The sequence below is a fragment of the Hydrogenoanaerobacterium saccharovorans genome, assembly GCF_003814745.1.
In the GTDB taxonomy this organism is placed as follows: domain Bacteria; phylum Bacillota; class Clostridia; order Oscillospirales; family Ruminococcaceae; genus Hydrogenoanaerobacterium; species Hydrogenoanaerobacterium saccharovorans.
In genome coordinates, this window is sequence record NZ_RKRD01000002.1 from 275,569 (window position 1) to 302,198 (window position 26,630).

The 26,630-nt window shown below is 41.4% G+C and carries 22 protein-coding genes; all 22 read left to right on the forward strand.

Going from position 1 to position 26,630, the window contains the following annotated elements:
- Nucleotide 1: 1 nt before the first annotated feature.
- On the forward strand, nt 2–2,521 hold the full coding sequence (locus EDD70_RS11470) for a 5' nucleotidase, NT5C type (protein ID WP_092755450.1): 2,520 nt from the start codon (nt 2–4) through the stop codon (nt 2,519–2,521).
- 186 nt (nt 2,522–2,707) lie between these two features.
- The gene (locus EDD70_RS11475) at nt 2,708–2,908 is read left to right on the forward strand and encodes a hypothetical protein (RefSeq protein WP_092755452.1); all 201 of its coding nucleotides are present in this window, start codon (nt 2,708–2,710) and stop codon (nt 2,906–2,908) included.
- Nucleotides 2,909–2,932: 24 nt separating this feature from the next.
- Complete coding sequence (locus EDD70_RS11480; protein WP_092755454.1) at nt 2,933–3,196, forward strand: hypothetical protein; 264 nt, start codon at nt 2,933–2,935, stop codon at nt 3,194–3,196.
- Complete coding sequence (locus EDD70_RS11485; protein WP_123811047.1) at nt 3,108–7,715, forward strand: hypothetical protein; 4,608 nt, start codon at nt 3,108–3,110, stop codon at nt 7,713–7,715. The genes EDD70_RS11480 and EDD70_RS11485 overlap by 89 nt, the downstream gene beginning before the upstream one ends.
- A gap of 472 nt (nt 7,716–8,187) precedes the next feature.
- Nucleotides 8,188–8,751, forward strand: coding sequence for a DUF6550 family protein (locus tag EDD70_RS11490; RefSeq protein WP_092755458.1), 564 nt, complete (start codon nt 8,188–8,190; stop codon nt 8,749–8,751).
- A gap of 58 nt (nt 8,752–8,809) precedes the next feature.
- Complete coding sequence (locus EDD70_RS11495) at nt 8,810–9,109, forward strand: hypothetical protein (protein ID WP_092755460.1); 300 nt, start codon at nt 8,810–8,812, stop codon at nt 9,107–9,109.
- A 54-nt stretch (nt 9,110–9,163) separates the two neighbouring features.
- Nucleotides 9,164–10,969, forward strand: coding sequence for a DUF8193 domain-containing protein (locus EDD70_RS11500; protein WP_479723805.1), 1,806 nt, complete (start codon nt 9,164–9,166; stop codon nt 10,967–10,969).
- 13 nt (nt 10,970–10,982) lie between these two features.
- Entirely contained in the window at nt 10,983–11,225 is a 243-nt protein-coding gene (locus EDD70_RS11505; protein ID WP_092755464.1) for a hypothetical protein, read from the forward strand.
- Entirely contained in the window at nt 11,194–11,676 is a 483-nt protein-coding gene (locus EDD70_RS11510; RefSeq protein ID WP_092755466.1) for a hypothetical protein, read from the forward strand. The genes EDD70_RS11505 and EDD70_RS11510 overlap by 32 nt, the downstream gene beginning before the upstream one ends.
- Nucleotides 11,669–11,947: a hypothetical protein gene (locus tag EDD70_RS11515; RefSeq protein ID WP_092755468.1), complete on the forward strand. Its 279-nt coding sequence runs from the start codon at nt 11,669–11,671 to the stop codon at nt 11,945–11,947. Before EDD70_RS11510 ends, EDD70_RS11515 begins: the two co-directional genes overlap by 8 nt.
- Nucleotides 11,948–11,949: 2 nt before the next feature.
- Nucleotides 11,950–17,334 (forward strand): relaxase MobL, encoded by a 5,385-nt coding sequence (locus EDD70_RS11520; RefSeq protein ID WP_092755470.1) that lies wholly within the window; start codon nt 11,950–11,952, stop codon nt 17,332–17,334.
- 10 nt (nt 17,335–17,344) lie between these two features.
- Nucleotides 17,345–19,651 carry a VirD4-like conjugal transfer protein, CD1115 family gene (locus tag EDD70_RS11525; protein ID WP_092755472.1) on the forward strand — a complete coding sequence of 769 codons (2,307 nt, stop codon included), beginning with the start codon at nt 17,345–17,347 and terminating at the stop codon, nt 19,649–19,651.
- 39 nt (nt 19,652–19,690) lie between these two features.
- Nucleotides 19,691–20,062, forward strand: a complete 372-nt coding sequence (locus tag EDD70_RS11530) for a hypothetical protein (RefSeq protein ID WP_092755474.1) — start codon at nt 19,691–19,693, stop codon at nt 20,060–20,062.
- 19 nt (nt 20,063–20,081) lie between these two features.
- Nucleotides 20,082–20,945 carry a conjugal transfer protein TrbL family protein gene (locus EDD70_RS11535; RefSeq protein WP_092755476.1) on the forward strand — a complete coding sequence of 288 codons (864 nt, stop codon included), beginning with the start codon at nt 20,082–20,084 and terminating at the stop codon, nt 20,943–20,945.
- Between the two features lie 9 nt (nt 20,946–20,954).
- Nucleotides 20,955–21,161, forward strand: coding sequence for a hypothetical protein (locus EDD70_RS11540; protein ID WP_092755478.1), 207 nt, complete (start codon nt 20,955–20,957; stop codon nt 21,159–21,161).
- A gap of 13 nt (nt 21,162–21,174) precedes the next feature.
- The gene (locus tag EDD70_RS11545) at nt 21,175–21,495 is read left to right on the forward strand and encodes a hypothetical protein (protein WP_092755480.1); all 321 of its coding nucleotides are present in this window, start codon (nt 21,175–21,177) and stop codon (nt 21,493–21,495) included.
- A gap of 4 nt (nt 21,496–21,499) precedes the next feature.
- Nucleotides 21,500–22,138: a hypothetical protein gene (locus tag EDD70_RS11550; protein WP_092755482.1), complete on the forward strand. Its 639-nt coding sequence runs from the start codon at nt 21,500–21,502 to the stop codon at nt 22,136–22,138.
- A complete protein-coding gene (locus EDD70_RS11555; RefSeq protein WP_162840907.1) occupies nt 22,122–23,984 on the forward strand; it encodes a VirB4 family type IV secretion system protein in 1,863 nt (620 codons plus the stop codon). Before EDD70_RS11550 ends, EDD70_RS11555 begins: the two co-directional genes overlap by 17 nt.
- 17 nt (nt 23,985–24,001) lie before the next feature.
- A complete protein-coding gene (locus tag EDD70_RS11560; RefSeq protein WP_242943169.1) occupies nt 24,002–24,814 on the forward strand; it encodes a M23 family metallopeptidase in 813 nt (270 codons plus the stop codon).
- Nucleotides 24,811–25,866 carry a hypothetical protein gene (locus tag EDD70_RS11565; RefSeq protein ID WP_092755488.1) on the forward strand — a complete coding sequence of 352 codons (1,056 nt, stop codon included), beginning with the start codon at nt 24,811–24,813 and terminating at the stop codon, nt 25,864–25,866. Before EDD70_RS11560 ends, EDD70_RS11565 begins: the two co-directional genes overlap by 4 nt.
- Nucleotides 25,863–26,195, forward strand: a complete 333-nt coding sequence (locus tag EDD70_RS11570) for a single-stranded DNA-binding protein (protein WP_092755490.1) — start codon at nt 25,863–25,865, stop codon at nt 26,193–26,195. Before EDD70_RS11565 ends, EDD70_RS11570 begins: the two co-directional genes overlap by 4 nt.
- Nucleotides 26,192–26,620, forward strand: coding sequence for a prepilin peptidase (locus tag EDD70_RS11575; protein ID WP_092755492.1), 429 nt, complete (start codon nt 26,192–26,194; stop codon nt 26,618–26,620). Before EDD70_RS11570 ends, EDD70_RS11575 begins: the two co-directional genes overlap by 4 nt.
- Nucleotides 26,621–26,630 lie beyond the last annotated feature (10 nt).

The following is a 26,630-nucleotide window of genomic DNA, read 5'->3' on the forward strand; positions in this document are numbered from 1 at the left end:
GTTGAAAAGAGAATTTAAAATGCCTGATGACTCAATTTCTATTGCAGAAATGGAAGATTACGGATATGTTTACGACGTATCTAATGAAATGTTACCATTAAACCTCGAAAAAGCATTGGAACTTTTTAAATATTGTTCAATTTATAGATTAGACAGGGATAATTCAGAGGGATTAATGGAAAGCGAAGAGGAAATTAGAGAACATTTTGAATACGGTGGTATTGTAGGAGTCGAAATGGATAGTTACGTGAATATTTTCGGCATAGAAAGAAAACGGCTCTTCGTTGACATGGACGGTACTCTAGCAGTATTTAAACCGACAAACCGGTTGGAAGCCCTCTATGAAAAAGATTATTTTGCAAACCTAAAACCAATTGATAGTGTTATCGGAGCAATTAAACTAATAATAAAACAGCACCCCGAAGTCGAGGTCAACATTCTATCCTCTTATTTATCCGACAGCCCTTACGCTTTACAAGAGAAAAATGAGTGGCTAGACATGTACCTACCAGAAACAAATAGTGACAAACGCCGAATATTCCTTCCATGCGGTCAAGACAAGAAAGATTATGTTGCAGGCGGAATTAAAGAAACGGATTACTTGCTGGATGACTATACCCATAACCTCAGCCAGTGGGAACCGCCTGCAAAAGGAATTAAACTATTAAACGGCATCAACCACACCAGGGGAACTTGGGACAAGGACCGAATACGTTTTGATAAATCCTCTGAACAGTTGGCATCTGATATTATTAATGTGATGGCAGGCGTAGCACAAGTCAAAGATGATAAACCGGAATTAACAGATGGAAAGGAGCAAGCACAAATGGCAGACTTTATGGATAGTACAATCGTTGAGGTTCTAAAGCAGAAAGGCAATGTAATGCTGCTGCAATGGCATTATCCAAACAATAACTTTGAGTACTCCGTGCACTATCTAGATGCAACGTTAGATGGTGTACGAAATGGCACTTATTTTGATAAAGATAACCTTGATAAGTGCCAAGCTCGCTTTGATGAGAAAACCAAAGATATAACAGAAACCGCTGAAAAAGATTTCAGCGGTTTTTCTTATCCCTATCAAAAAGGTTACGTCCTGTTTAATAAGCCAATTAATCACGAAGTCGACCATGCACCAATCAAAACACAGCCGGTTCAGGAGCAGCCCCCAAAGTTAGAACGTATCACAAGCTTTGTTCGTGAAATTCTTTCTGAACCGTCACAGACTGGTGAAAACAAATATTATGGGTATTGCAACGGAACACGAGAAACGGAAGGCTTTGATACTATTGACGAACTCATTAAAAACAACAGCCGGTACACCCGTGCAGACATTGCCGCCAACGCACCTATGCCGGATTACAACATTCTGAGCCTGTATTACAGCGATGGAACAGTATTCCGAATTAAGGGCGATGAGCACAACGTTGACTTTACAAAAATGCCTGCAAAAGAATTAAAAGAATTCGTTGATACTTTTCAGAAAGAGCAACCAAAATCAAAGTACAAATACAAATCACAGACAGCACCCCACCAACAACCGAAAAAACAATTCAATGAACAGCAATACGAACAGGCAAAAAACACAAACTTGGTTGCATTCCTCCAAGGTCGAGGTTATGACCTATACCCATCCGGAGGATGGTACCGATGGAGAGACCATCCAAGCCTTGCGGTGAACGAAGATGGGCGTTGGGCGTGGCATTCTCAGAACCTCAAAGGAGGTCCGATTGACTTTCTTGTAAAATGTGAAAACTACCAATTTGTGGATGCTGTACTTAAGCTTGCCGGAGATACAAATTCATATGTTCCAAATCTTGAAGAAATCCGCAAAGAGAAAGCGGAAGAACCCAAGCCGCCGATGAAGCTTCCACCCGCAAACAGCGACAACAAAAGAGCTATCGCTTATCTTGTTAAAACAAGAGGACTGGATGAAAAAATCGTAAAAAGCCTTATAAAAGATAAAATCATTTACGAATCAGCAGATTACCATAATGTTATATTTGTGGGTTATGACAAAGACGGTGCAGCTAAATACGCAGCACAGCGTGGTACCATTACTAATGCGAAAATGCCCTTTAAGCGTGACGTGCAGAACAGCGACAAAAGCTACGCATTTCATTTGCGCGGTACATCCGCAACTAAGATTGCAGTGTTTGAAGCCCCAATCGATGCTATCAGCCACAAGTGCATACAAAAGATTTTTAAGCAAGATTACAACTCCATCAATCGTATTGCACTGGGTGGTGTATCCGACAAAGCTCTGGAACGTTACCTGCAGGACAATCCACTGATAACCGATATAACGTTTGGTACAGACAATGATGAGCGCGGACATAAAGCGGCTAAGGAGCTGATGCAAAAGTATAAAGACCTGGGTTACAACGTTTCAAGAATGACACCCAGGGGCAAAGATTTTAACGATGACCTGCTTAATATACGAACAGAGTTCGCCCAACAGTCTGCCAGGGTACAGGCACAACCACAAAATGAACAGGGAGCTGAACCGGATATGGGGTAGCCTTTTCTTTTGATAAAGTTAACTTATTTTATACTAATTACTTGGTTTGTTATCAAAGGGCAGGATAAGGCGTATTACATACGCCCAAAAACTCCTTGAAAGCAAAGCTTTCAAGAGGTATTACAACAGGCTATGAAGTAATACAAACGTATTACTTCATAAACCGCTAAAGAGGGATGATTAAGAATGAAGTATTTAAGAAACGAGGATGGAGAAATCGTTACATGTAAGACTTGTAAACAAGCTCTTACAGATAAGATGGAGTTGGAATACTCTCAAGAAGCTACTGAATTGTTTTGTTCACCAAATTGTGCTATGGACTTTTACTTTAACCGCATGGAAAGCAAACCAGTAACTTTTGAAGAAGCTTTAGAACTAATAAAATAGAGTGAAAACGATTGGAGGTAAATAGTGGCATATAAGATAATACGAATAAATAACAACAAGTATGAAGAAACGCGTCTGTACCGCCTGCTTGAAGAAAAAGAACTGCCAATCTACATAGGCAGCTCTTTTTTAATTGAAAAGGACGAACACGGCGCGTTTTGGATTTATGTAATGACATTGAAGGAGGACAAAATATATCATGATAAGAATACCCAATCGAGTAATCGCACTGGTTTTAGCGGTTACAATGCTGCTGTCTGCAACGTCCCTAACGACCTTTGCAGATGACAGTCATTATAATGACAGCGGATATTCAGACAGCGGTACTTACATGGAAGAACCACAAGATTTTAGTGACGAGTATGCCGAATATCTTATACAGCTAGATGAGAAAAATAAAGAAGATGGTATACAAAGCACTTTGTGGCTTGATTATATGATAAAGTACGGCAAAGCTTTACCATATGAACAAACTCCACATAGCTATGTGTATAAAGAGCCTCAGATACAACCGTATCAAGGCTTGAGAAGAATGAGGAGGTCATTACAAAGCAACACAGTCACTACATTGGGACAACTACCATTGGGGGCAAAAGTAGTCGATGCTGCAACCCAATGGGGCGATGAACCAATGATATGGATAAAATCATCAGACCACGTAAGAGTATCCTATGGAAAAGATTTAAATACAACTCATTACGGTTTGACACATCAGATGGATGTAAATGATGAATGGGGTTATACATCTGCAAAAGGAGCTTCCTATTATGTATCAGAAAAAATTATAGGTCAATTTCCCAAAAGTATTGGATATAACGAAACTTATTTCTCAAATATGCTGTTAAAATGGCTAAATGAGCCTAATCAAAACCACTTTTTAGGTAAGAATTTTTATACCGATGTTCTCTCCGAAGATTTAAGACGAAACATGCAGGTAGCAACTTTTTATGGTAATTATGTGTATCATAAAACATATAATAATGGCAGAAAAATAGGAAAAAATGTAATAATGGATGCATGGGTAGGGCAAAAGGGAGTTGAATTTATAAGAGCTTTCCAAGGCAAATTAGAAAATGATACACAATATTCATATGATGCAGGGATTGAAGATTCAGATTTGATGCATAAATATCACCCAATTATAGGAGAAACAAAACCATTTAGACCATATAAGGGTGTATGGGGTGGTGTTGATGAAAATAAAAATCTATTACCAAGTGAACTTGTTTGGGGAGGAACAGACGGAGATGGCAGAGATGATGATGGAAGTGATGGATACTATGCATGTGATTCATTACAAAACGCTATTGGTGGTGGCTCTTTATTATTATGTAGTGGTCGCATAGCTGCAAATGTAAGACCTGTTATTGCATTAAAAGATAATACAAAGGTATATGCAGTTCCGGACGGAAATGGTATTTATACCTTAGTACCAAGTTTGGAAAAGCCGGTTATATCGCAAACTTATAACTCATCAAATAATAAAGTAATAGTAACAGCTACTTCGCCAGAAGCCCAATCAATGCAGATACTTGAAAACGGTGTTGAAATATCATATATAAGAGGTAATTTTATTGAATATGAAATATCAAAAAATGGTAAATACTCCGCAAAAGCTATAGCAAATATAACAAAGGAAACAGAATTTGATGTCAATGAGATTGATGAATTAGGACCCCAAATTACTTATACCCCGCTAACAACAGGTTGGGCAAGGTCAAAGAGCACAACTATCACTCTTACAGATGCCAAAACTCCGAGCGGTATGCAGTATCAAATCAATGGTGGAGCGTGGACGAACTATACTGCACCATTTTCTTATGATTTTACATCAAACGGCAGTATTACTGTTAATGCTCGTGATAAGTGGGGTAACCCATCTAGCACCACTACAATCACTGCAAATCAGGTTGATACTACGCCTCCTACACCACCTGTCATTACAAAATCACCACCCAATTTGTGGTGTAAAGATGATGTTGTGGTCAGTATCGACGGTGGAAGCGATACTGATAGTGGAGTAAAGGGATATTTATATAGTATAGACAGTGGAAATTGGCAGAATTACATAATTCCATTTAAAATTACACTCGCTAGAAGTACTGTAATTCATGCACGAACAATTGACAATGTGGGATATGTATCTCAGTTAATAAATAGAGTTGTCAATATCGAACGAGTTAAACCCACAGGTGTAATCACCTACAACAAGGCTTGGACAAATGGTAACGTGGAACTTACCTTTAATGCTTCAGATTTAGGTGGCTCAGGTGTACAGCACGTTCGCCCCGCAGGTGGCAGCTGGACAGACGGCAACACGGTTAAACATTCTGTATCAACCAACGGTACTCACAGCTTCGAGGTTGAGGACAACGCGGGGAATGCCGAAAGAATCAGCGAAGAAATTAATAACATAGATAAGGTTCTGCCCGTAATTGAAGAAATCAACTTTGTTAAGGAAAATGATGACCTTATTCAAAGCATATTACATTTCTTCAATAAGCAAGTTTCAGTACACATTAAAGCAAGCGATGATGCTTCTGGTGTAGACAAAATTGAATACCAACTTATTGAAAAAGGAAGTACAATCAAAGAGGATGGATGGCTGCTTTACAATCCCGATGAGTTACCGAAAGTGTCCCGTCGTTTCAGCGGTACGGTGGCTGCGCGTTGCACCGATGTGGCAACCAACATGTCATTGGTGAAAGAAGAACCAGTTACAGTTGAAGATACCCCACCTACAGCAACGCACACGCTGAGCACAACCGACTGGACAGACGGTACAGTCACAATCAGGCTAAAGGCACAAGATGACCTATCCGGTGTAGCAAATATCACTCTGCCCGATGGGACAGTTGTGGACGGGAATACCGCAGAGTTTACAGTCAGCCAAAACGGTACTTACCGTTTTATAGTTGTTGATAAGTGCGGCAACATCTTAAACTACGATGTCGAGGTCAAAAAAATCGACCTTACCCCCTGCACCGCAACCCACACGCTTAGCCCAAACGGGTATACAAACGGGCGTGTTGAAATTACTGTTATTGCTGAGGATTTAGAAAGCGGTGTGAAATCTATTACTTTGCCCGATGGCACAGTGGTGGATGGTAATACCGCATCCTACACTGTGGATGCTAACAGCACATACACGTTTCAGCTTACCAACAATGCGGGAACTACATCCGATTACGTAGTTACGGTGGATAAGATAGACAAAGCAAACCCCACCATAACCAAGTTTGAGTTGCGCGAGACACAGGATAGTCCTGTCAAGCAGTTCTTCCGCAGTATTCTGCCCAATACCAATATGTTTCGGAAGCAAGTAGAATTAATTGTTGAAGCAGAAGATGACCATTCTGGAGTAAACAAAATAGAGTATCAAGCCGTACCCAAAGGTAGTCAAGTATTAGACAGTGGTTGGAAAACGTACCACGGCGGTGATAAACCGTCACGGCTGAAAAAGGATATGGATGCAACGGTTTATGTAAGATCATTGGATAATGCTACAAACATATCTGCCATTGTTTCCAAAGACGCTATTATTGATGGCACTGCACCGACCGCAACCTATACGTTAAGTACAACCGACTGGGTAAAAGACGGTATTGATATTACCATCAAGGCAAAGGATAATATTGTTGGCGTTGCATCCATCACCCTGCCCGATGGTACTGTGGTGGATGGGGATACGGCTACCTACCATGTTACTCGCAACGGTGTTTATACATTTATCCTTACGGATAAGTTGGGTACAAGCTGCAAATACACAGTTACAATTAATAACATCGAGGAGCAGCTGCCAACACCACCAAAAACAGAACCACAACCAACCGACCCGAACCAACCCGACGAGTTGGAACTGGAATGGTCAAAAGCGCCCGAAGAACTGGATGTTAAAGCAGAAGCACCCTCTGGCATTTTGAAGTATCAGTATCGAATTACAAAGGTATCCAACCCTATACCCACACCACCGGATGAGAAACTACCGAACAAGGCAAAGGTGCTAGGAACTTTTGTAACAGACTGGTTAGAATGTAACGGTAAAATAACCGTTACAGATGAGGGGATTTTTGATGTCAATGTTCGTTCGGTATCGTTCGCAGGTAATGTGTCACCTGAATCCAAATATACAGTAAAAAACGACTTTACACCGCCTACCGTAACTTACAATACCACACGCAACTCCATTGAACTCAAAGCTGAGGATAATCTCTCAGGCGTTGCTAAAATAGTATGTGAGCATGGCGAGGTTTTGGGCAGTGAAGTTTCCTGCCCGATGAAACGAACCGAAGAACATGTCTATACCGTTACGGATGACGCAGGCAATCCTACGGTAGTTACCGTGAAGTTTAAGCGGAGAAGCAACCCATCAAAACCCGATTACGAGCCACCTTTAGAAACTGGGGACACAACAGCAAAACCCGATAAGCCGCATCCGCACGAACCGACCCCAAGCGAACAGCAAACAACTACGGATAACAGCACACCAGCTGAAGCGCCAGAAGTGGATACTGTAAACAGTCTGCCCAACGTACCCGAACAAACAAAGCCAAACGATACAGCATCTACTGAGCCGAAAGAAAAGACGGATAGTGCTTATCAAATTATTGTGCAATTAATCAGTGATTTTGTACGGAACCCCGTCAAAGCTTTACAGAATTTGTGGTCGTGGATTATGAGACTGCCGATGGGCTGGCGTGTAGCTGTCCTCAGCTTGCGGGGGCTGCTGATTGTGTTGGTTGCTTACGCTGTAAGCAAAAAAATACACAAAAAACACAGCAAAAAAAAGAGCACATCCAATAACTAGATGGCTCAATAAACAAACTTATAAAATTTGACGCTTTACCCCAAAATATGCTAAAATACCGAAAGCAAGAGGTAAATCGTAAAAGCAGAGTGTGGTTGCCGACACCCTCCGAAAGGAGGTGGTCGACCATTGGTTACTTATGAGGCATTAACATTTTGTATCGCGCTAGCTACGCTGGTTGCATATATCATTGTAAATTGCTCCAAAAAGTAACAATCACCCTGCCTAGCCCGCAGAGTGATTGTTTGGAGTAATCTAAATTCACTTACGCGGCAACCGCACTAGCGGTACGGTTATCTCTTGCTTTCATTATATCCTGAAGTATTTATTTTGTCAAACAATAAGCTAGTGTCTTTTAGGGCAAACTATGAGTATAGAGCATATTAATAAAACAGCAAAACGCCTTTACCTTTAACCCAAAATATGGTATAATTAATTTAGGGAATAGTATCCTAAAAAGGAGATGTAGACCATGACTAAAAAGACGAAAATCATTGTAACAGCATTGGCTGCAATCGTTGTAGTCTTTGCAGGTGTTGGTATTTATATGTTGACAAAGGACTCACCGTTCATTGTCGACCCCGTTCACGTTCTAGCCGAAGAAGCAGCATCTGAGCCGACTTCAAAGGCAGATGATACGGATGATCAAGAATATAAAGTCCCGCCGATTGTAGTAACCCCTCCGGCTGAAAAAACCATCAAAGATACAAAAAACAGCACCCCAGAGGAAAACACCGAGGTAGTTACCAAAAATCCCGATGGGACAAAAACCACTGAAATCGTGAGACCAGAGTTTGAAAAGCCAGAACCGCCAGCACCACCAGAGGTAGATGAGAAAGAAGCAATGGACCCCGAAAAGCCACCCGAATACACACCTGAACAAAAAAAGCCAAACAAAGAACCTAAGAAACCAACAGGCGGAGAATCCAACAATAAAGGTGAGATTTATGTTCCAGGCTTTGGTTGGCAAAAACCTGTAGAGAATACATTTGAAGTTGCAGAAAATGCAGGTACAGGTGAAGTAATCGGATACTAAAAATTGACATTTATGTACTCCTGTGTTATATTTTAAAAAATAGCATAGGAGTAATATTATGGGAATAGACACCAAAAACACTATTTTACTGATTGTATTTGTCATAGTTGCGGCAATTGTCTTAACGGCTGTTGGATATGGTATCGTATGGCTTGTTATACGTTATTTTACTTATGATTCAAGAAAGCTAAAAGCTCAACAACAGATGTTAGAACAATCTTTAATAAAATTTAAAGAGCCTGCTTCCAATAGTCAGTATACAAAAATACAGGACAAAGATACTTATGCAATACAGCAGCTAACCCAAAGAGTTTATAAGTTGGAGCAAGAAATAAAGAGTTTAAAATGTAAAATTTAATAAAACCTTATTTAAAAAGCACAGATGTAAATCTGTGCTTTTTTGTTAGAGGAGTTGATTAAGCTGAAAAGGATTATAACATTATTTTTTTGTTTTATCCTATTATTAATATCACTACCAACAATCGCCTATTCAGACGGTGATCCGAACATGGACGGCGGTGGCGGTGGAACAGAAGACGGGACCAAAGAAAACAGTTGGAATATAGGAGACGATGGAGTGAGAGTTACAATTGTACGAATAAGTGATAAAAGAGCCATCACATCCCCCGTAGATTTTAGCAATAAAAATCCTAATGTTAGTGTTTTCTTTGGCTATAGTAGTAAAATTCAATATAAGAGCGGAAAATCTCTGCAATCTAATATGGGTGCATACAATAGAATAAATCCCGCTTCTCCTATACCTTCTGTAGTAACAGCCAATGGCGGGGGTAACATTGATTCGGTCAAGACTTATTTCAGCAAAGAGGGTACTTTGCAAGACATCTGTGATAAAACAGGATTTGACTATGACGAGTTAATTAGCGGTGACTATGTCGTTATGCTAGAACCGTTGGTGTACATCACTTATAACGGAATAAAGTTTTGTATGACGGCTACGGAAGCTGCACTGTATGACCGTATGACAAGCGGAGATCTGCGCAGTAAGCTTGGTAACATAACACACCAAAACCTACCACTAGCCATGTTTTTGGAAAAGCCCGACTTAGGCTTCCCCGCTTGGAGCGGTTCAACCAGTGGTATTCGCAGCAATGAAGACATCATATCATCTCTTGGCATTGGTACGGTACGTTTCACTGAACAGCCGGAAGAACCAAAGGATGAAGATGATACACCGCCCGCAGGAACAAAGGTGTACGAATACCATACCAACACGGATGTCATTACCGCAATCGAGGTCAAAGACACCAAAGGCGGTAAAAGCGGGATTTCGCCCGATGACAAAGCAAAGGTCACCTTTCGTGTGAATGGCAGCACTTACACAAAGTCATTTGTCACCCCGCCTCACGAAAGTACTCCGTTGTGGATTAAATGGCGCACCCCTTCTACTCCACAAAAGGTTACTATCAATGTTAGTTCCACCCACGGGCAGGTAATCACCCCCACCGTGATTGCTAATGTTACCGAGCTTACCGAAAGCACCCCGCCCGACCCGGAATCAAGAGACACAAATAAGGGGTTTCGCGTACCCAAAGTACCCAAGCAAATGAATGTTACCCGGTTAACCTGGGGCGAATGGTTACCGAAGTGGCATGAAAACTGGGAATGGGAATCGGACTGGCAGTGGAAAAAGAAAGGACATAACAGCAACTGTAAGCCCGATTGCACCAAGAACCACGGAGGGAAATGGGTAGATAAAGGCAAGTACGTCGATAACGGTTGGTGGGTTTACACATGGCGTGAGTATTATGCAACTGCCAGTGCAGAGTCAACTGTAAAACCCGCAGACCAGGTGCCAACGGCGTATAAAAGCGGAAACACGTACAAGATGAAGTCCGGGTATGGTATCAACATTGATGTAAAAGCGAAAGTGTTTACTACAGGAAAAAACGGGGATATTACAACCGCACAAAATGCAATTGCAACGTTCCCTGAGTTTGGGTATAGCACTTACAACCGCGTGTTGGAGCTTACTGGTCGCAACGAATTTGCATTTCGTCGCAACCCGTACAGTATGTACAAAGCACCGGTTCATTTTTTGCCTGTTTGGTATCCGGACAGATCAGACTATGCACCTCAAACAGTAGTCCTAGACATTTGGACACCCAGCGGTCAGCTGATGGTTTACAGCGACGATAAGCTACGTATAGACGGCAGTTATTTTGATGATTGGCACGTTGCACCGCAGCTTGTAAGATAAGGAGGCAGATAAAATGAAAAGCCGGAGGAGACTACTTGTACCGGTTGTTTCTTTAGCAGGCGGTACATTGTTTGGAATAGCAGGTGCTATTTTCGGTATACGTAGTGTGCTCAGCAACGAGTATCCGGAACTTGCTGTAACGGTGCTTATGGTAGTTATCTTTGCACTTATTCTAAATGTTTGCGTTGTCATTGATTTCATTCGTGATTTATGGGAGGTGGAACATGAACAAGAAACCAAAAGTTCTCAAGACTAAAATCTCCTTGGATGTCACAGACGAGGTAAACGAGCAACTCGAAAAAATGGCGGTGCAAAACATCAAGGGAGCAAATAAAGCCGAGGTTGTCCGTAATTTAATCAACGAGGGATTGGCAATCGAGGGGCTGAAAAACCAAGAACAAATTATACGCAGAATTATCAGACAAGAAATAGATAATAAAATGGATGGTTACATGAATAGAATTGTAAGCATTTGCGTTAAGGGCAGCATTACTTCGTCAGCTGCCTATTTTTTATCGGCTCTTGCCCTTTCGGATTTCGTTCGCCCCGAACTACAGGCAAACTTTGACCAGGCAGTAAAACATGCAAAACAAATGGCTGTCAGCTATGTAGGATTGCAGGATGATACCGTAGAAGATTACCTTGCAGCAGGTTTGCAAAAGATAAGAAGAAATCTTAATAAAGGAGGAACAGGCTATAATGAGTAAAGCGCGCATAACAGATCCGAAAATAGAAAACACCATTACGAAACCTATTGATGAAGTTGGCAGAATACATATTCCAATTATGTTCTACAAAAGAATAGGGGTACAATATAGCGATAAAGTTATGGTAACCTCTACAGATGATGCTGTCATCATCACTCCGAAAAAGCATGTTTGCTATTTATGCGGAAGTCAAAAAGACATTCAGAAATGCGGTGAGAAATACTTTTGCAAAAGTTGCATTGAAGAAATCGCAAAGCAAAAGGATGAATAACCATGGTGGTCTTCAAACAGCTGTCGGACATCAAAAAGGACGGCACAAAGTATAACAAACAAGATTATATGTTTTACACCAATTACATTGCCACACGGGACGGCGCAGTTTATGGGGATGAATTGGAGCACGGCTTGTTTGGCAAGTATGGCGACATAGAACAAGCGTCAGACATTAAATGTTTGCGCGATGCGGAAACCTATGTAGGAAACATCTATGACGATGATAAAGAAATTTACCGATGTGTCATTTCTCTTACAGAGGAAGAAGCGGTAGAGTTTGGCTATACCGACCGAGAAAAATGGACGGAATTGCTGAACAGTAAGATGTTTGATATCGGAGAAGAATACCACATCAAATATGCAGATTTAGAGTATATGGCAAGCGTTCATTTTGAACCAGGACATCCGCATGTACAATTCAATTTTTGGGATAAAAACCAAACAATTAAAAACAAAATCATATCAAAACCGCAGTTTGAAAAACGGACGGAACGTGTACGGGCTTGTCTAGCTAAGGAAGTATACAAAGACAATATACGGGACATTCTGCAAGGCAAAGAGATGCAGGAAAAAACAGTTGTTTCCGGCTTTAACGCATTTTTAAGGGGCATTTCGCAGCAGGAAATAACCGCGGCAGAACTGGACCTCAAAAGCATTTTTCCGGAACTCTGCGAAGAAAAAATGATGAACATCAAGGATATGGATGATCGCTACCTAAGTTTCGTTTATGACGATATGCAGAAAGTAGAGCAATCCATATTAGAACATTACCCCAAAGGCGCCCTCAAATATAAATACCTGCCGTCGGAATGTAAAGAAACACTAAACTCTTTAACCGATACCATTTTACAGCACCCCGACTTTCGTAAAGAGTTTAACTGTTACCTGCATTCAGTAAAGCTGTATTCTACCGCACTCGGTAATGGCTCTAAAACCATTGCAGACACACAGCGCAAAGCCGCCAAGGAAATATATAAGAAGTTTGGTAACAGGATACTCAATAACCTGAAAGAAAATATCCATCTTCCAACGCAAGGCGGTGTAGACATTGTTATAAATGAAGCTTTGGATGCGGCAAGTATCTTTGACCAACGTATTATAAATCTCTGCGATGATAACCGAGTTTTTCATCTTGAAGATTTAGACGGAAACGAGCGCCTGCAATGGAGAGTAAGTAAACTGGAGAAATTAGGAGCAATCACCAACTACGGTATGCGCTACGAAGTTTCGCAAGAATTTGCAGAGAAAGTAAAGGAACTGGTTAGCAATTTTAAGCAAAACAAGCTTTGGGGTATCGACCGACACTTTGTGGAACTCAAACAGTTCACTTTGGACGATTTAAAAGGTCATCCCAAAAATGAAAAAGGCAAAATGGAAAAACGACTTCCACTGCTGCTTGTAACGGGACTTATTGAAGAAAAAGACGGGGCTTACGTTATTACAAAAGAGTACCGGGAACTATACAAGATGCAGCTGGAACGCTACAAGCAAGAGCAGTTTGAAAACTGGTTCAAAGAGAATATCGACAATGACGTCACCATCAGTATTTATGATGGTGTGTTTTTGCGTATGGGGGAAAATGGTGCATTTACCCGAGCAGATATGGAACAGGCAGACAACAGTTCGAAAACAGAATTTCGGTTGCGCAGGTTAGTTGCAGAGGATTACATCCTAAATGACGGCGATACTTTTACATTAACCGAAAAATTTCGTGAGGAAATCGGTGCAAAACTGGAGGAGTTCAAAAGCCGGCTCTATAGGGTAGATAAGGCTTTCGTTCATCTGGAATGTTTTACAATAAAAGACATCCAAGCAAATGAAGAAAACCGCAAAAAGAACGAAATGGATGAACTGGGAGCGATGGAAAAAAGGTTGCCGGCATTGCTTGCGACAGGTTTTGTTTTAGAGCAGGACGGCGTGTACATGGTTTCGGATGAGTACCGCACTGCAGTGCTTACCTCAACCGCTGATTACCACCAAAAATACTTTGATGAAAAGAACCAAGCTCAAAGCCCAAACATTTCAAGGTTAAACTTGTTTGACAGTGAATTTTTATGTATTGCAAAGGACAACCAATTTTCGCAAGCAGAAATTGAACAACACAACGAAAGCGGTAGGTTGGACTGGAGATTAAGGCAACTCATCGGTAGTGGGTTAATTGAAGCAGACGGTATCCAATACACCCTTACCGACCGCTTTCTTAAAAAAATAGCTTTTACGCAAAAGCTATTTGAGAAGAACTTCAAAGTCGAGTACAAAGACAGTGCCTTTGTACGGTTAGCGGTGGATGGTTGTATCAGCAAAGAAACGCTGCCGTCACATAAAAATAGCAGTTATTTAAAATGGCGCATCTATGGATTGCAGTACAAAGGGCTTGTTCACTTTGATGGCAGCACTTATTCCTTGACAGATGAGTTCTACGAAAACATTGCACTTTCCAAAGAAAAATATTGTAAAACCTTTCAAGTTCGCTTGGTTGATAAACTGTTCGAACGAATCGGTAATGAGTTCACGACCGAAGATATCGCCGCTCATCCGCAGGCAGATCTGCTTATCGGTCGATTGGAAGGGCTGCGATACAAGGGGCTTATAAACTTTGATGGCGAAAGCTATTCTATTACCGAAGAACTAAAGCAGCAGGTGCAAAATTGTTCCGAGAATTTTTTATTCAAGGCTTCGGATGGAGCACTTTTAAAATTTTTGGAGGGTGATAAAACAGAAATACTGAAAACAGCGATTGAAAATGATTTTCGATACGATTGGTTGAAGATGCGCCTGCAGGAGTTTCTTATAAAGGATTATGCAAAAGAAAATGAAAATAAGTACATTCTAACAAAGGATGCAGTGGAGGGAATAAAGGAAGCTGCTCAAAGCAATATGGGGGAATTTAGACTCAGATACTTTGACAGTAACTTTCTTGAGTTTGATAGCTGTTTTACCTTGGATGATGTGGAGTGCCATAAAGAGGGTTTGTTTTTAGTGGATAGAATCCGTGCTCTTGTGAAAAACGAGTATCTTGAAGCTGAAGATGACCACTATATGGTCACAGATAAACTCTTTCATGAATTGGAAGAGCTTGACGAAAGTGTCGAACCTAATGCCTTTGATATGAACCTTCTTCGCATGGCAGACGAGGACAACACCATCTTACACAGTACCATATCGGAATTGGAAAGCCCAATAAGAACCGAATACCGACTGCAAGACCTTATCTGCAAAGGCTATGTAACACATAACGGCGACGGGTATCTGCTAGAAGACGATTTTGTTGAACAGGTCAACCAATGTTACGAGGAATTCAAAAGCCATTTCTTAGTACAGCCCTATGATGACAGCTTCATCCAATTGAGCAAAGAGGGTGTGTTAGAGGAAAAAGCATTATCAACAATGGATGATTTTATAAAAAAACGCCTTTCCTCTTTACTGCTCATTGAATATGTCAAAAAGGAAGATGACCGCTATATTATTTCAGATACACTAAAACAAGAGGTATGTGAAGCAAAAGAAAGCTTCACGATCAATCATTTTGATTATGATATTGTTAGGCTTTCCAATGGTAACGGGAAAGTTCCTTTTGATAAGGTACTAAACTCTGCAAACGGCGAGTATCTGGAACGCAGAGTTTATTCTCTAATAGCTATGGGTGAAATCACCTTAAATGATGGTCAATTAATGCTTACACAACATTTTTGCAACGCGGCAAAGCTTGCACACCAACAATTCGATGCTCATTTCAAAATCAGTAGCTATGACATCAAGTTCTTACAATTAAACGGCACGCTTGTCTTTTCCAAAGATGACTTGGAAAAAGATGAGGACTTTGTTTACTTGTCAAGCCGATTGCGAAGCCTTGTACAACAGGGTTATATTAACCGATTGGACGAAGATACTTACAAGATAAGCGATGACCTGATTACTGATGCTCAAAAAGCTTTTGACGAGTTCGAACTGTTTTATTCCGATATTCGGTTTTTACGCATCAACGGAACGAATCAATTCACCGATGAGGAAATGGATTATAGCTACAGCAAAAGGCTGCGGGAACTCATGCAGCAGGGATGTATCAACAAATCAGAGGATACTTACTCGATGGGGGAGAAATTCGTAACAGATGTGCAGGCACTATACGATGAGTTCAAAGAGGATTTCACCATCCAGCCTTGCGATGGTTACTTTACCGCGTGGGCAAAAGACGGCGGCTTCCGGTTGGAGGACCTCAACCAAAACGAGTTTTTTACTAACCGGTTGTACTCATTGCTGTTACTGGAGTATATCAAAAAGGACGGTGAACAGTATGTGGTGACAGAGGAACTGAAAAACGCAGTAATTCAAGCAAGGCAAGAGTTCAGCTTTAACCATTATGACATTGAGTTAATTAAGATTTCAGATAAATATGGGAACCTTACCGTAACCGATGTTCTCAGCAATATCAATGCAGATTATCTGGAAAAAAGGATGTACTCCCTCATTGCTACAGGGCATATCCGTATGCAGGGTGACCGCATCCACTTGCCACGGGAATTTATCTGTGCGGCGAATCAATGTGCTCAAAGCTATATATCAACCTTTAAGGTGAATTGTTATGACTCTGAGTTTTTTAAACTTGGTACCAAATTCACCAAAGAACAAGTGGAGAAACACGAAGATAGTCTTTATCTGAAAAGCAGGCTGCGCAGTTTACTGCAAAAGAACCTGATTTGGTTTGACGGCAAGGATTACAATATTAACCCATTACTTGCCCCATCGGTTGATGTGGCGATTAAGCGGTTTGAAATTAAAGGGACAGATAACCGATTCCTGCAAATCAACGGAACAGGTTCTTTTTCGCAAAAGGAGGCAGATGCACATTTTGAACTGGGAGCACGATTGCGTGATTTGTGCAGCACAGGTTGGATTATGAAAACTAAGGATACTTACACTGTATCGGAACAAATGAAGCTGCAAATCAAATGGCACACAGCCGAATTTGCCCAAACAAAAATTGGTATATGGGATCTGCCCTTTCGCTCTTTGGCTTATCCTCAAGGCTTTACCAAAGCAGATTTGAAAGTAAGATTCTCTGAACAATACGAAGCGTTATCCAATCGGCTGGATTATCTGCATGCCAATGATCTGTTTGAAAAAATAGGCGAACGTTATTTTATCAAGCAACCACTTTTAATAGGGATTGAACGTGCTGAGCAAGTACAGCGAGGCTTTCGCCGGCAAGCGGCGGTGAGCTTGCTGATGGATGTATATAAGCTGTTCAGCAAAACGGTAAATCAGGAAAACTTATCACGGTCAAACAAGCGGAAACACTTTAAAGATATGAGTGAAGAAGCGAAAAAGGACATGGCAGCAGAACAGTCGAGTGCAGGAACGAGTTGGGAGGAATACGAAAGATGAGGTGGTACAATTGAAAAAAGTAAGGCGAACAGCAGTTTTTATAATGCTGTTCATTTTTTTATCTGTTATAGCAGCCTACGGGGCATATCTAACGCACCAGTTGCTTATCAGCCGCTTTAGCAATATCAAGGGGCTGGATTACAATGCAATTAACGCTGTACAATGCTTAATCTCAGAAAGAAAAGCTTTGATACTGTTTGGAGGATTGGAAGCAATTGCAGTGGGTTGGCTTTTCTTTTGTGTGTATACAAGCGGCACACAATATCAAAACGATATGCAGAGAATTACACCAGATATTGTCACCCCATATCCATCCGGACAAAAGCAGCATGGTGCAGCACGGTGGATGCGAAAAGAAGAATACAAAAAAGCATTTAAAAAAAACACATTTTTTAAGCTAAGACCGAGCATACGGAAGCTGATGCAGTACGGCTACCGTGACTTAAGCTTTTACAAGCGCAACTACTTGTTTAAAACCGCTGAAATTGAGAAGATTTATTTTAGTACTGAGGACAGCATTGTGCAAAAACATTTTGTAATTGGCAAATACCAAAAGACACAGCGGTATAATCACCTGTTTCTTGCAACGAAAAAGCATACACTTGTGTTTGGACTCCGGTACATACCAATACCGAATAAAAACTTAAAATTTCGTTTAGCCGTACCGGATGTCTATTTATTGAGTTCAGCGTTTGCATTATCGGATATTGTGCTTGAAAAGCCCCTGATTGAAAACGGAGGCTACGTGGTCAGCGGTCAGCAAAATCTTTTATCCGATACCTATTACAGCGTTGCAAAAGATATACACAGTGTCACGGTGGGCGGTACACGCGTGGGTAAAACTCGTTTTGCTGTGCTGCCTACCATTTGTTTACTGGCACTTGCCGGTGAAAGCATGGTTAATATAGACGTCAAAGGCGAATTGTACCTTTCGAGTTGTATGTTTCTCAAACGATTGGGCTACAAAGTGTATGCACTGGATTTTGTAGAGCCGGAAAAAAGCAACCGCTACAATTTTTTAAAGCCGGTCATTGATTACCTGCAACAAGATGAAATTTCCAAAGCAAAGGATGCCACCTGGGATATTGTTTCATCCTTAGTTGGAGAAGCAAAGGGCGAAAAGATATGGAATAACGGTGAATGTTCGGTCATCGCTTTCTCCATCTTCTGCGTTGCGTGGGAGAATATGAGCAACCCACAATTCCAAAATATGACCAACGTCTATCATTTCATAGCCGAAATGTGCCGTGCGGTTGAAAAAGGTACGCTGCCGATTATCAAGTATGCAGAGCAGCTGCCTGATTCGCATCCGGCAAAAAGTCTTATTCGTATCAGTGAGGTTGCACCACAGCGTACAAGAGGCAGCTTTTTCACTTCTGCGCTTACCACACTTCGCCTGTTTACAAACGACTCCATCTGTCATATGACAAATGCCAGTGACATTGAAATTGACAAAACCGGAGATGAAAAGACCGCCGTTTTTATCATTCTGCCGGATGAAAAAACCACCTACAACAGCATTGCGACCTTGTTTATCAATCAGCAGTATCAGCAATTAGTAAAACAAGCAAGACAGCAAGGAAACCGCTTGAACATTCGTGTTAACTTCAATGAGGATGAAAAAGGCAACTTTCCCGCCATACCGGACTATGATACCGCAATCACCGCAGGCGGTGGCCGCGGTATCCGGTTTAACATGTTCTTGCAGAGCTTTTCACAGCTTCAAGAAAAGTACGGCAAAGAAAAATCAGAAACCATCATCCACAACTGTGAGATATGGAACTTTATGCAAAGTACCAGCGAGAGCACCATTAAGCAGTTCCAGGAGCGTATGGGCAGTTATACCGTCAAGAGCCAGTCCGGAAGTTCCAGTGCAAATATGTCCGGGTATAATTCTTCGTTTTCATCCGGCTATAATTTAATGGCTCGAAAGTTGCTTGAAACAGACGAGTTTGCAAAAATCAACCGACCGTATCAGCTCATCTTATCGAGGGAAAGTCCCGCCATGATGACAGCATTACCACTGGAAAAAACCATGTTTAACAAGATGATGGGACTTGGAAATGAAGCCCATAACCAAAAAGTATACGAAGAGCGCAACGCGCGCCGCCCCATAGCAGATGTGGCACAGACCGGTAACAACCTATGGGGCATTTGGAAAGTATACCAGGCAAAAGAAAAAGTACAGGAAATCGACCCATCACAGGTTCAGGGAGATACCACGCAATATTACAGACAGAACTCAGATGGGTATGATGATTATTACAAAAACTGTGCGACAAAGGAGGAATACGACGAAGGGCTAGACGAGGATTAATCACAATAAAAAATTATGACAGAAAAAGGATGATTGAAAATGAAAAACTTAAAAAACAAATCACGTTTTTGCCGTATCGCCGTTCTACTTATGACGGCAATTTTTTTATGTACCTACGCAATTGTACCCGCACTTGCGGTGGATGAACCTACCGGGGATGGAGGGGCAATTGCAAGCAGCAAGTTTGCCACCGGAACAAAAGCACTGATTAATGACGCATCGGTATGGGCTATGGTCATTCTACCGATTTCGGTCACATTCCTTTGCATTTATTTTAATATGCGGAAAGCAGCGGCAGAAGATGAGCAAGAAAGCAAAGCCTGGAACAAAAAAATTAAAATCGCTTTGTTCTGTGTTGTCTTAGGTGAGTGCGCTGCCATGCTGGTAAATGTTATTGTAAGTTATTACTGAGTATTGCGGTGAATAAGCCATGACAGACATATTAAAAAACTTCATTTTAGACATCATTGGAGATACAGGAAACATTTTCGATGTTACCATCACGAACTTTGTAATGATTGTTTTTTATGCGGATAAAAGTATCCAGGGTATTTTGGGAAATGAAATTATATTTGATTTTGGCAAAGTGTGGACAATTATTTATTCCGCAGGACTCTCGTTGCTTGGGGTAAAATGTATGAGAAAAGGGTTCGACCAGTATATCCTTTGGACGGATGGAGATGCCGACACCCCGCCGCTTGAAATGGTGGTGAAGCTTGGAAAGGCAATCGCCATAGCAGTTTGCTTTCCGACGCTCTATAAATGGTTGGTAGATATTATGACCGGATTTACCAACAAATTGCTGGCAGCGATTACCCCCTTGCCCGTGCAGAGTTCTACCATTTTCTCAATCCTCCAAAGTTCGCCGATGGATTCAGCGAAGAGCGCTTTTCTGGGTGCACTGGTGATGCTCATTTATTTAATCCTTATCGTAATTATAGTATTTCAATTTTTTAAAAAGGGAGTGGAAATGTTGGTGCTGCGTTTGGGAGTACCGTTTGGTATTGTTGGATATATAGACAGTGACCAAGGCATAGCTAAACCGTATTTTCGTATCTTTTATCAGTGTGCCTTTACAGTAATGATTCAAGTGGTACTTTTTAAATTCAGTATCGGACTTTGGATGCGATGTGAAAACCCTGCATGGGCAATCGCAGTAATGATGGCTGCTGTATCAACTCCGAAATTCATTTCACAATTTCTTGTTCAATCCGGTGGAGGCGGAGGAGCTTCTTCCAGCATTTATCTTGTTTCCAATCTTGCTTCACGTGCGGCATCTCTCTTTGGAAAGTAGGTGGTATGCATGACTTTGGATAAAATCTGCAACACACTGCTTATTTTAATTCCCATTGCGGGAATCGCACGAATTATCTATTGTGCAATGAGCATTGCAGCAAACAGCGATGAAAGCGGAAAGATGAATCGAAGAATTAAAAACATCATCGTTTTTATTGTTCTTTCTGAATGCTTAGTGTCCATTATAGCAATTATTGAAAGCTATTATAAATAAGGAGATGACACCTATGGATGAAGAATATAGCTTGTTTATTCCAGAAGATATTAGCACCAACAAAGAGTTTGGTTTTGGACTGGAAAAAGCCGATACCAAGAAAGCGGTAATTTTATCGCTTATCGGCGGAGTACCGATTGCACTTAGCTTTTTTCTTACGCATAGTGATATGTTTTCCATTATCGGTACGTTAACCTGGATATTCATATCATTTGGTGGATATGCAAAAATGCCAAACGGGAAACGCCACTCTTTTGAACAGGCAAAGATTATGCTAAACTTTCGCCGTTGTCAAAAATATTTTCCATATCAATACAAAGAGGAATGGAGGTAAACACTTGAAATCAATCCTACGTAGAGCGCCGAAAATCAGCCCGGAGAAGTTGACCGCACAGGATTTTGTCAATGTGTTGGATATACAAGACCGAATACTTTTTACAAAAGATAAGCTTATTTTTACCTATGCGCTCATCAAAAGCAACGACTTGTCTCTAATGACACCCAAAGAACAAAAGCGGTTAATTGATGATGTCAGCAGAGCGTTAGTGATACAGAAAAAACCATTTAAACTCATTTTATTACCGAGGTCAATTGATATAACCGGAATGCTGGAACAGTTAATTGAACTCAAAAACAGCACCAACGACCCGATCCGCTTACAGCTCATCCGCAAAGAGATGGACTTTATCAGCACCTTTACTGAACGGGAACAGGATACGAAAGAAAATGCCTGCTACCTGGTAATGTGGGAGGAAGGACAAAAGCAAAGCAATCAGAATGCATTGCTCAAAAGAATGGATATTGCGATTGCCGAATTGCAGAAAAGCGGCGTTATGGTAAAAACTTTGGATAAACCCGAAATCACATTTATGTGCATTCTGTTTACCATTCCGCAATATATCCACGGCTATAATGATGACGATTTATCCCCATCATTACCCACATTGGAGGACAACAACAATGAAACAGAATCGTAAAGTAATCGAAGATAACACGCTCATTAATCTGATTACCCCGGTGGGATTAACGTTTCAAAAAGACTCCGTCACTGTAGGGGAAATCAAAGGTTCTATCTACGGCGCTTATAAATACCCTCAAAAAGTCGGATACGGCTGGATAGCGGATATTGCAAGTGAAAAGAATGCGATTACCACCATTACCTATTATCCGGATGATTCCCTTTTAGAGGGGCTGAGTGATTCCGTTAAAAAATACAAAGAGAAAGCTGCAAATGCCAAGACAGCATTGGAATATAGCCGCGCCACAAGAGCTGCTGAATGTGCCAATGAAATGGTAACTAAAATTGATTCCAACAACGAGAGCATTGGTCAAATTTCCATACTCACTATGCCGCTTTGTACAAAGGAAAACGAAGAAGCAATCCAGGCAGTTGACCGCAGTGTTAAATCCGCTTATATGCGCAATTTTATCAAACTACATAAAATGAGCAGAGAACAAGAACAGGCATACAAAGCGATGAGCCCTTATTATGCCAATCAGCCGCAGATAGATACCATGCTCAAACGCATTATGCCGCTTTCCACCGTGGTCGGCGGTTTTCCGTTTGCATCTTCCGGCTTTGTGGACGATAACGGATATTATTGGGGCTTAAACAGCGAAAAGGGACTGATGGCACTGGATGCCTGGTGCCGTGGCGGAGACCGGACAAACAGTAACTTTGCTGTGCTCGGTAAATCCGGCACAGGTAAATCCACGTTTATCAAGCACCTGATTGAAATCGAATATATGCGTGGCACTCGAATTTTGATCATTGACCCCGAAGGCGAATATGCAAAAATAACAACTATGCTAGGCGGTCAGGTGCTTAACGCAACCGGAGGCAAAGGAGCGCGCAGCAATCCACTGGAATTTAAGGCAGCACCCAAACTGAATAAAGATGATATTAAAGATGATGATGACAAAAAGGCAGACCTATATAAGGATTCCATCGGCGCACTTGCCTTACATTTAAAAACACTGGAAGTTTTTTATCGGCTGTACAAGCCATCACTTACCGATGCTCAAAGTGACCTGCTTAAACAGGTTCTAATTGAGCTATACCTAAAGTTCGGAATTACATGGAACACAGACGTTACAAAGCTAAAGAGTACAGACTACCCGATACAGTCTGATTTGCTCGAATTGCTCAAAGAAAAAGCAAAGGACAAAGCTTCTCCATATAAAAGTGACTATGACCAACTGGTACTGTATTTTACCGATATTGCACAAGGTGGGGACTCATTTATTTGGAACGGTCATTCCACTATCAATTCCAACAGCAACGTGATTTGTTTTGATACAAATGAACTGCAAAATGTGTCACCAAACATTAAAGGCGCACAATACTATAACCTTACCACTTGGTGCTGGAACGAAATGACCAAAAATCCGAACGAAAGAGTGCTGCTTATCTGCGACGAAGCACACTTGATGATTGATAAGCGCGTACCGGAAGCCCTATATTTCTTAAAATCCGCATCGAAACGGTGTCGCAAATTTACAAGTGGTATTGTGGTTGCATCTCAATCGGTAGTCGACTTTCTTGCAGATGAAATCAAGGCAGCCGGTCAGGCATTGCTGGATCAGCCGTGTTACAAAGTGCTGTTTGGTACGGACGGGCAAAATCTTACCGAAACCGCAAACTTGTTTAACCTTACCAATCCTCAAATTGAGTTGCTTGAAAAACAGGAAATCGGCGTAGGAATTACTATTGTCGGTAAGAACAAAATGAAAACCTATTTTGACCTGCCCGACTACAAATTCGAGTTTATGGGCGTTCCAAAGGTTACCGGTGGTGCAGTTGGTAGAAAGAAATCAGCATAGGGAGTGATTGTGTGGCAATGGACCCTGTAACAGCCGCGAAAGTCACCGGCACAGTTGTTAAGAATCGAGATAAGATATTCAAAACCATTGTGGCAATTATTCTATCCATTTGTGCGGGGCTAACAATGCTTACTTCGGTTACGGTTTACTTACTTGCTGCACCGATGGAAGAATTGCAGAAATATTTTAAGACACCGCTTGAATATGCGGCATTGGTCGCTTTTCGCACCGTATATGGACACATTATCACAGATTATTCCGGCAGCTTTGATAACAGTTATTCAGGTGATTATCTGTTCCCCGTGCCTGTGTGGAGAATCACCAGTGATTACGGTTGGCGCATTCACCCTACTAAGGGATTCCGCGATTTTCACAACGGATTGGATATAGCAACGGCACATCATACGCCCATCAAGGCAATTGATAATGGTTCCGTTGCAGTAATCGGTTTGGATAAGTTTTTCGGCAGATACGTCATGCTGCAGCATGAACGTACCGTGATTACCGGCTATGAGAAAATTCCAAAGGATGACCCGGAGTACGATGAAAATGCACCTACAAAAAAGAGACCAAAAAAAGAAAAAGAAACGTTTTATTCTTTTTATGGGCATCTTGCAAAAGTCAATGTTATCTGCACCGGGCAGGAAGTCAAAAAAGGGGTGTCCATTGGGCTAGTTGGCGGAGACCCGAAAAAAGATGCGTTCCCGGGTGAGAGTACCGGGGCGCATCTGCACTTTGGTATATATCACGGGCTAAACATTTTTAATGATGCGGTTGACCCGCGACCCTATATGACCAATCAAAAACAGAAAAAGGAGGAATCTGCTTGATTTTGTATCTGCACCCCAAAGGCAAAGCAAAGCTGCTGGATGAAATAGCACTCGAAAGCAATCAATACCTGAAAACAATTTGTACCGCAGATATTGAAAGTTTAAATACGTTCGTGATGTATTCGCAGGGGAATTTCCTCAACAGCAATTATTGTGTCTTTTATTTAATCCCCTATGAATTAAGTGCCAATCAAAAGGATGACCTTATCAAGTCAATACAAACATACAAGTGTATTTACAGTGCACGGCTTATCTTAATTTTACCCGACTTACAAAAGGACAGCGAGCTGATGAGCCGCGTGATAGCGGAGGATATACGCAATTTAATTACCTGCATCGAGGACGAGGACATTCTAAATGAGTGCCGGCAGTGTCTTACTGAAAACGGAAAAGAGTTTCAAGATACGGCGCATTTCTTTGCACAGGAGAAAATCAATACCGCGATTGATTACATTAAGCCGCATGTAGAAACGCCATCTAAGCCTATTCACATTGCGGTAGGTGGTTCTTTGAGCCGCATCGGTGTAACAACCCAAGCACTTGCAATCTATCGTTATTTGGAGTGGCTGGGGCTGAAATGCTGCTATATTGATACCTCCGGCAGACATATGGAAGCATTAAGCGCTCTATATGGAAAACCAATTACAGACGGTACGGTAACAATAGAAAATATCCGTATGTATCAATCCGTGCCGGCGGATGAAACCTGCAATGCATTTATCCTGGATTACGGTGTACTGGATGACAGTAATTTAAAATCATACACAGACAGCGACGTGATGGTACTATGCTGCGGGACGAAAGCCTGGGAGTTGCCCTGTCTTGCGGATTTACTTGTGAAGTCTGAAAAACTGCATCAAGCGTTGATGCTCTTCTCTTTTGCCGGAGATTCCGAACGGGAGAGTGCAGCCAATCTACTTGCTTCCATTACGAAGCAAGTATTTTTTTCGCCTTATGCACCGGGCATTTTCGATTCTAAGATAAATACCGATTTTTACAGTTCTTTATTATTAAATCAAATTCAAAATAAAACTCAGGAGGTTGTGACGTGAAAGCTTACGGATTATGCGTACTGATTGATGAGGTTGCCCTGCAGACAATAGACGGACCCGAAGGCGAAGTAAAAGTATTAAATAACCGTGTAGTCAGTTATGTATCGAAAGAAAAGAAACACTACATCGACATAACTGCGTGGGGAAAAACAGCACTTATAATTGCCGAGAACTTCAAAAAAGGCGATGAAATTTTTATTGAAGGTACTCTCAGCAACCAGCCGATTAATCCCGCAAAGTTTGGCAATTTGAGTGACAGTGTCATTACAGTGGAATCCATTGCCTTTACCCACGGGCGGCGTTCCAAGCTTGGAGGCGGTGGGTTATGATAGTACCTTTGCTTAGTTCAGTGTTACTGTCGATTGGAATGATTACAGCTACGGTACAAGACATCCGCTTTCATACCATACCCAATGCTGTTTATGTCTTACTGCTTGCAGGAGGGGTATGTTCTCTTGTTCCGTTATCTCTTTCGGCAATTGCAGAGAGATTGCTATTCGCATTGCTGATAGGACTAGCGATGCTGTTTGTTGCAGTGAAAACCGACCAGCTCGGCGGTGGAGATGTGAAGATGATAGCGTGCCTGGCATTTTATTTCGCACCCATTGTTACGCTATACGCGCTAATGGCTGCTTGCTGTATTGCACTGTTATACTGCTTAGGGTATCGACTGATAAAAAAGGCAAAGCCACAAAGCTTTGCCTTTGCACCGTTTTTAACTGTGGCTTATGCAGTAACTACAATTTTAATATGAAAGGTAGGAA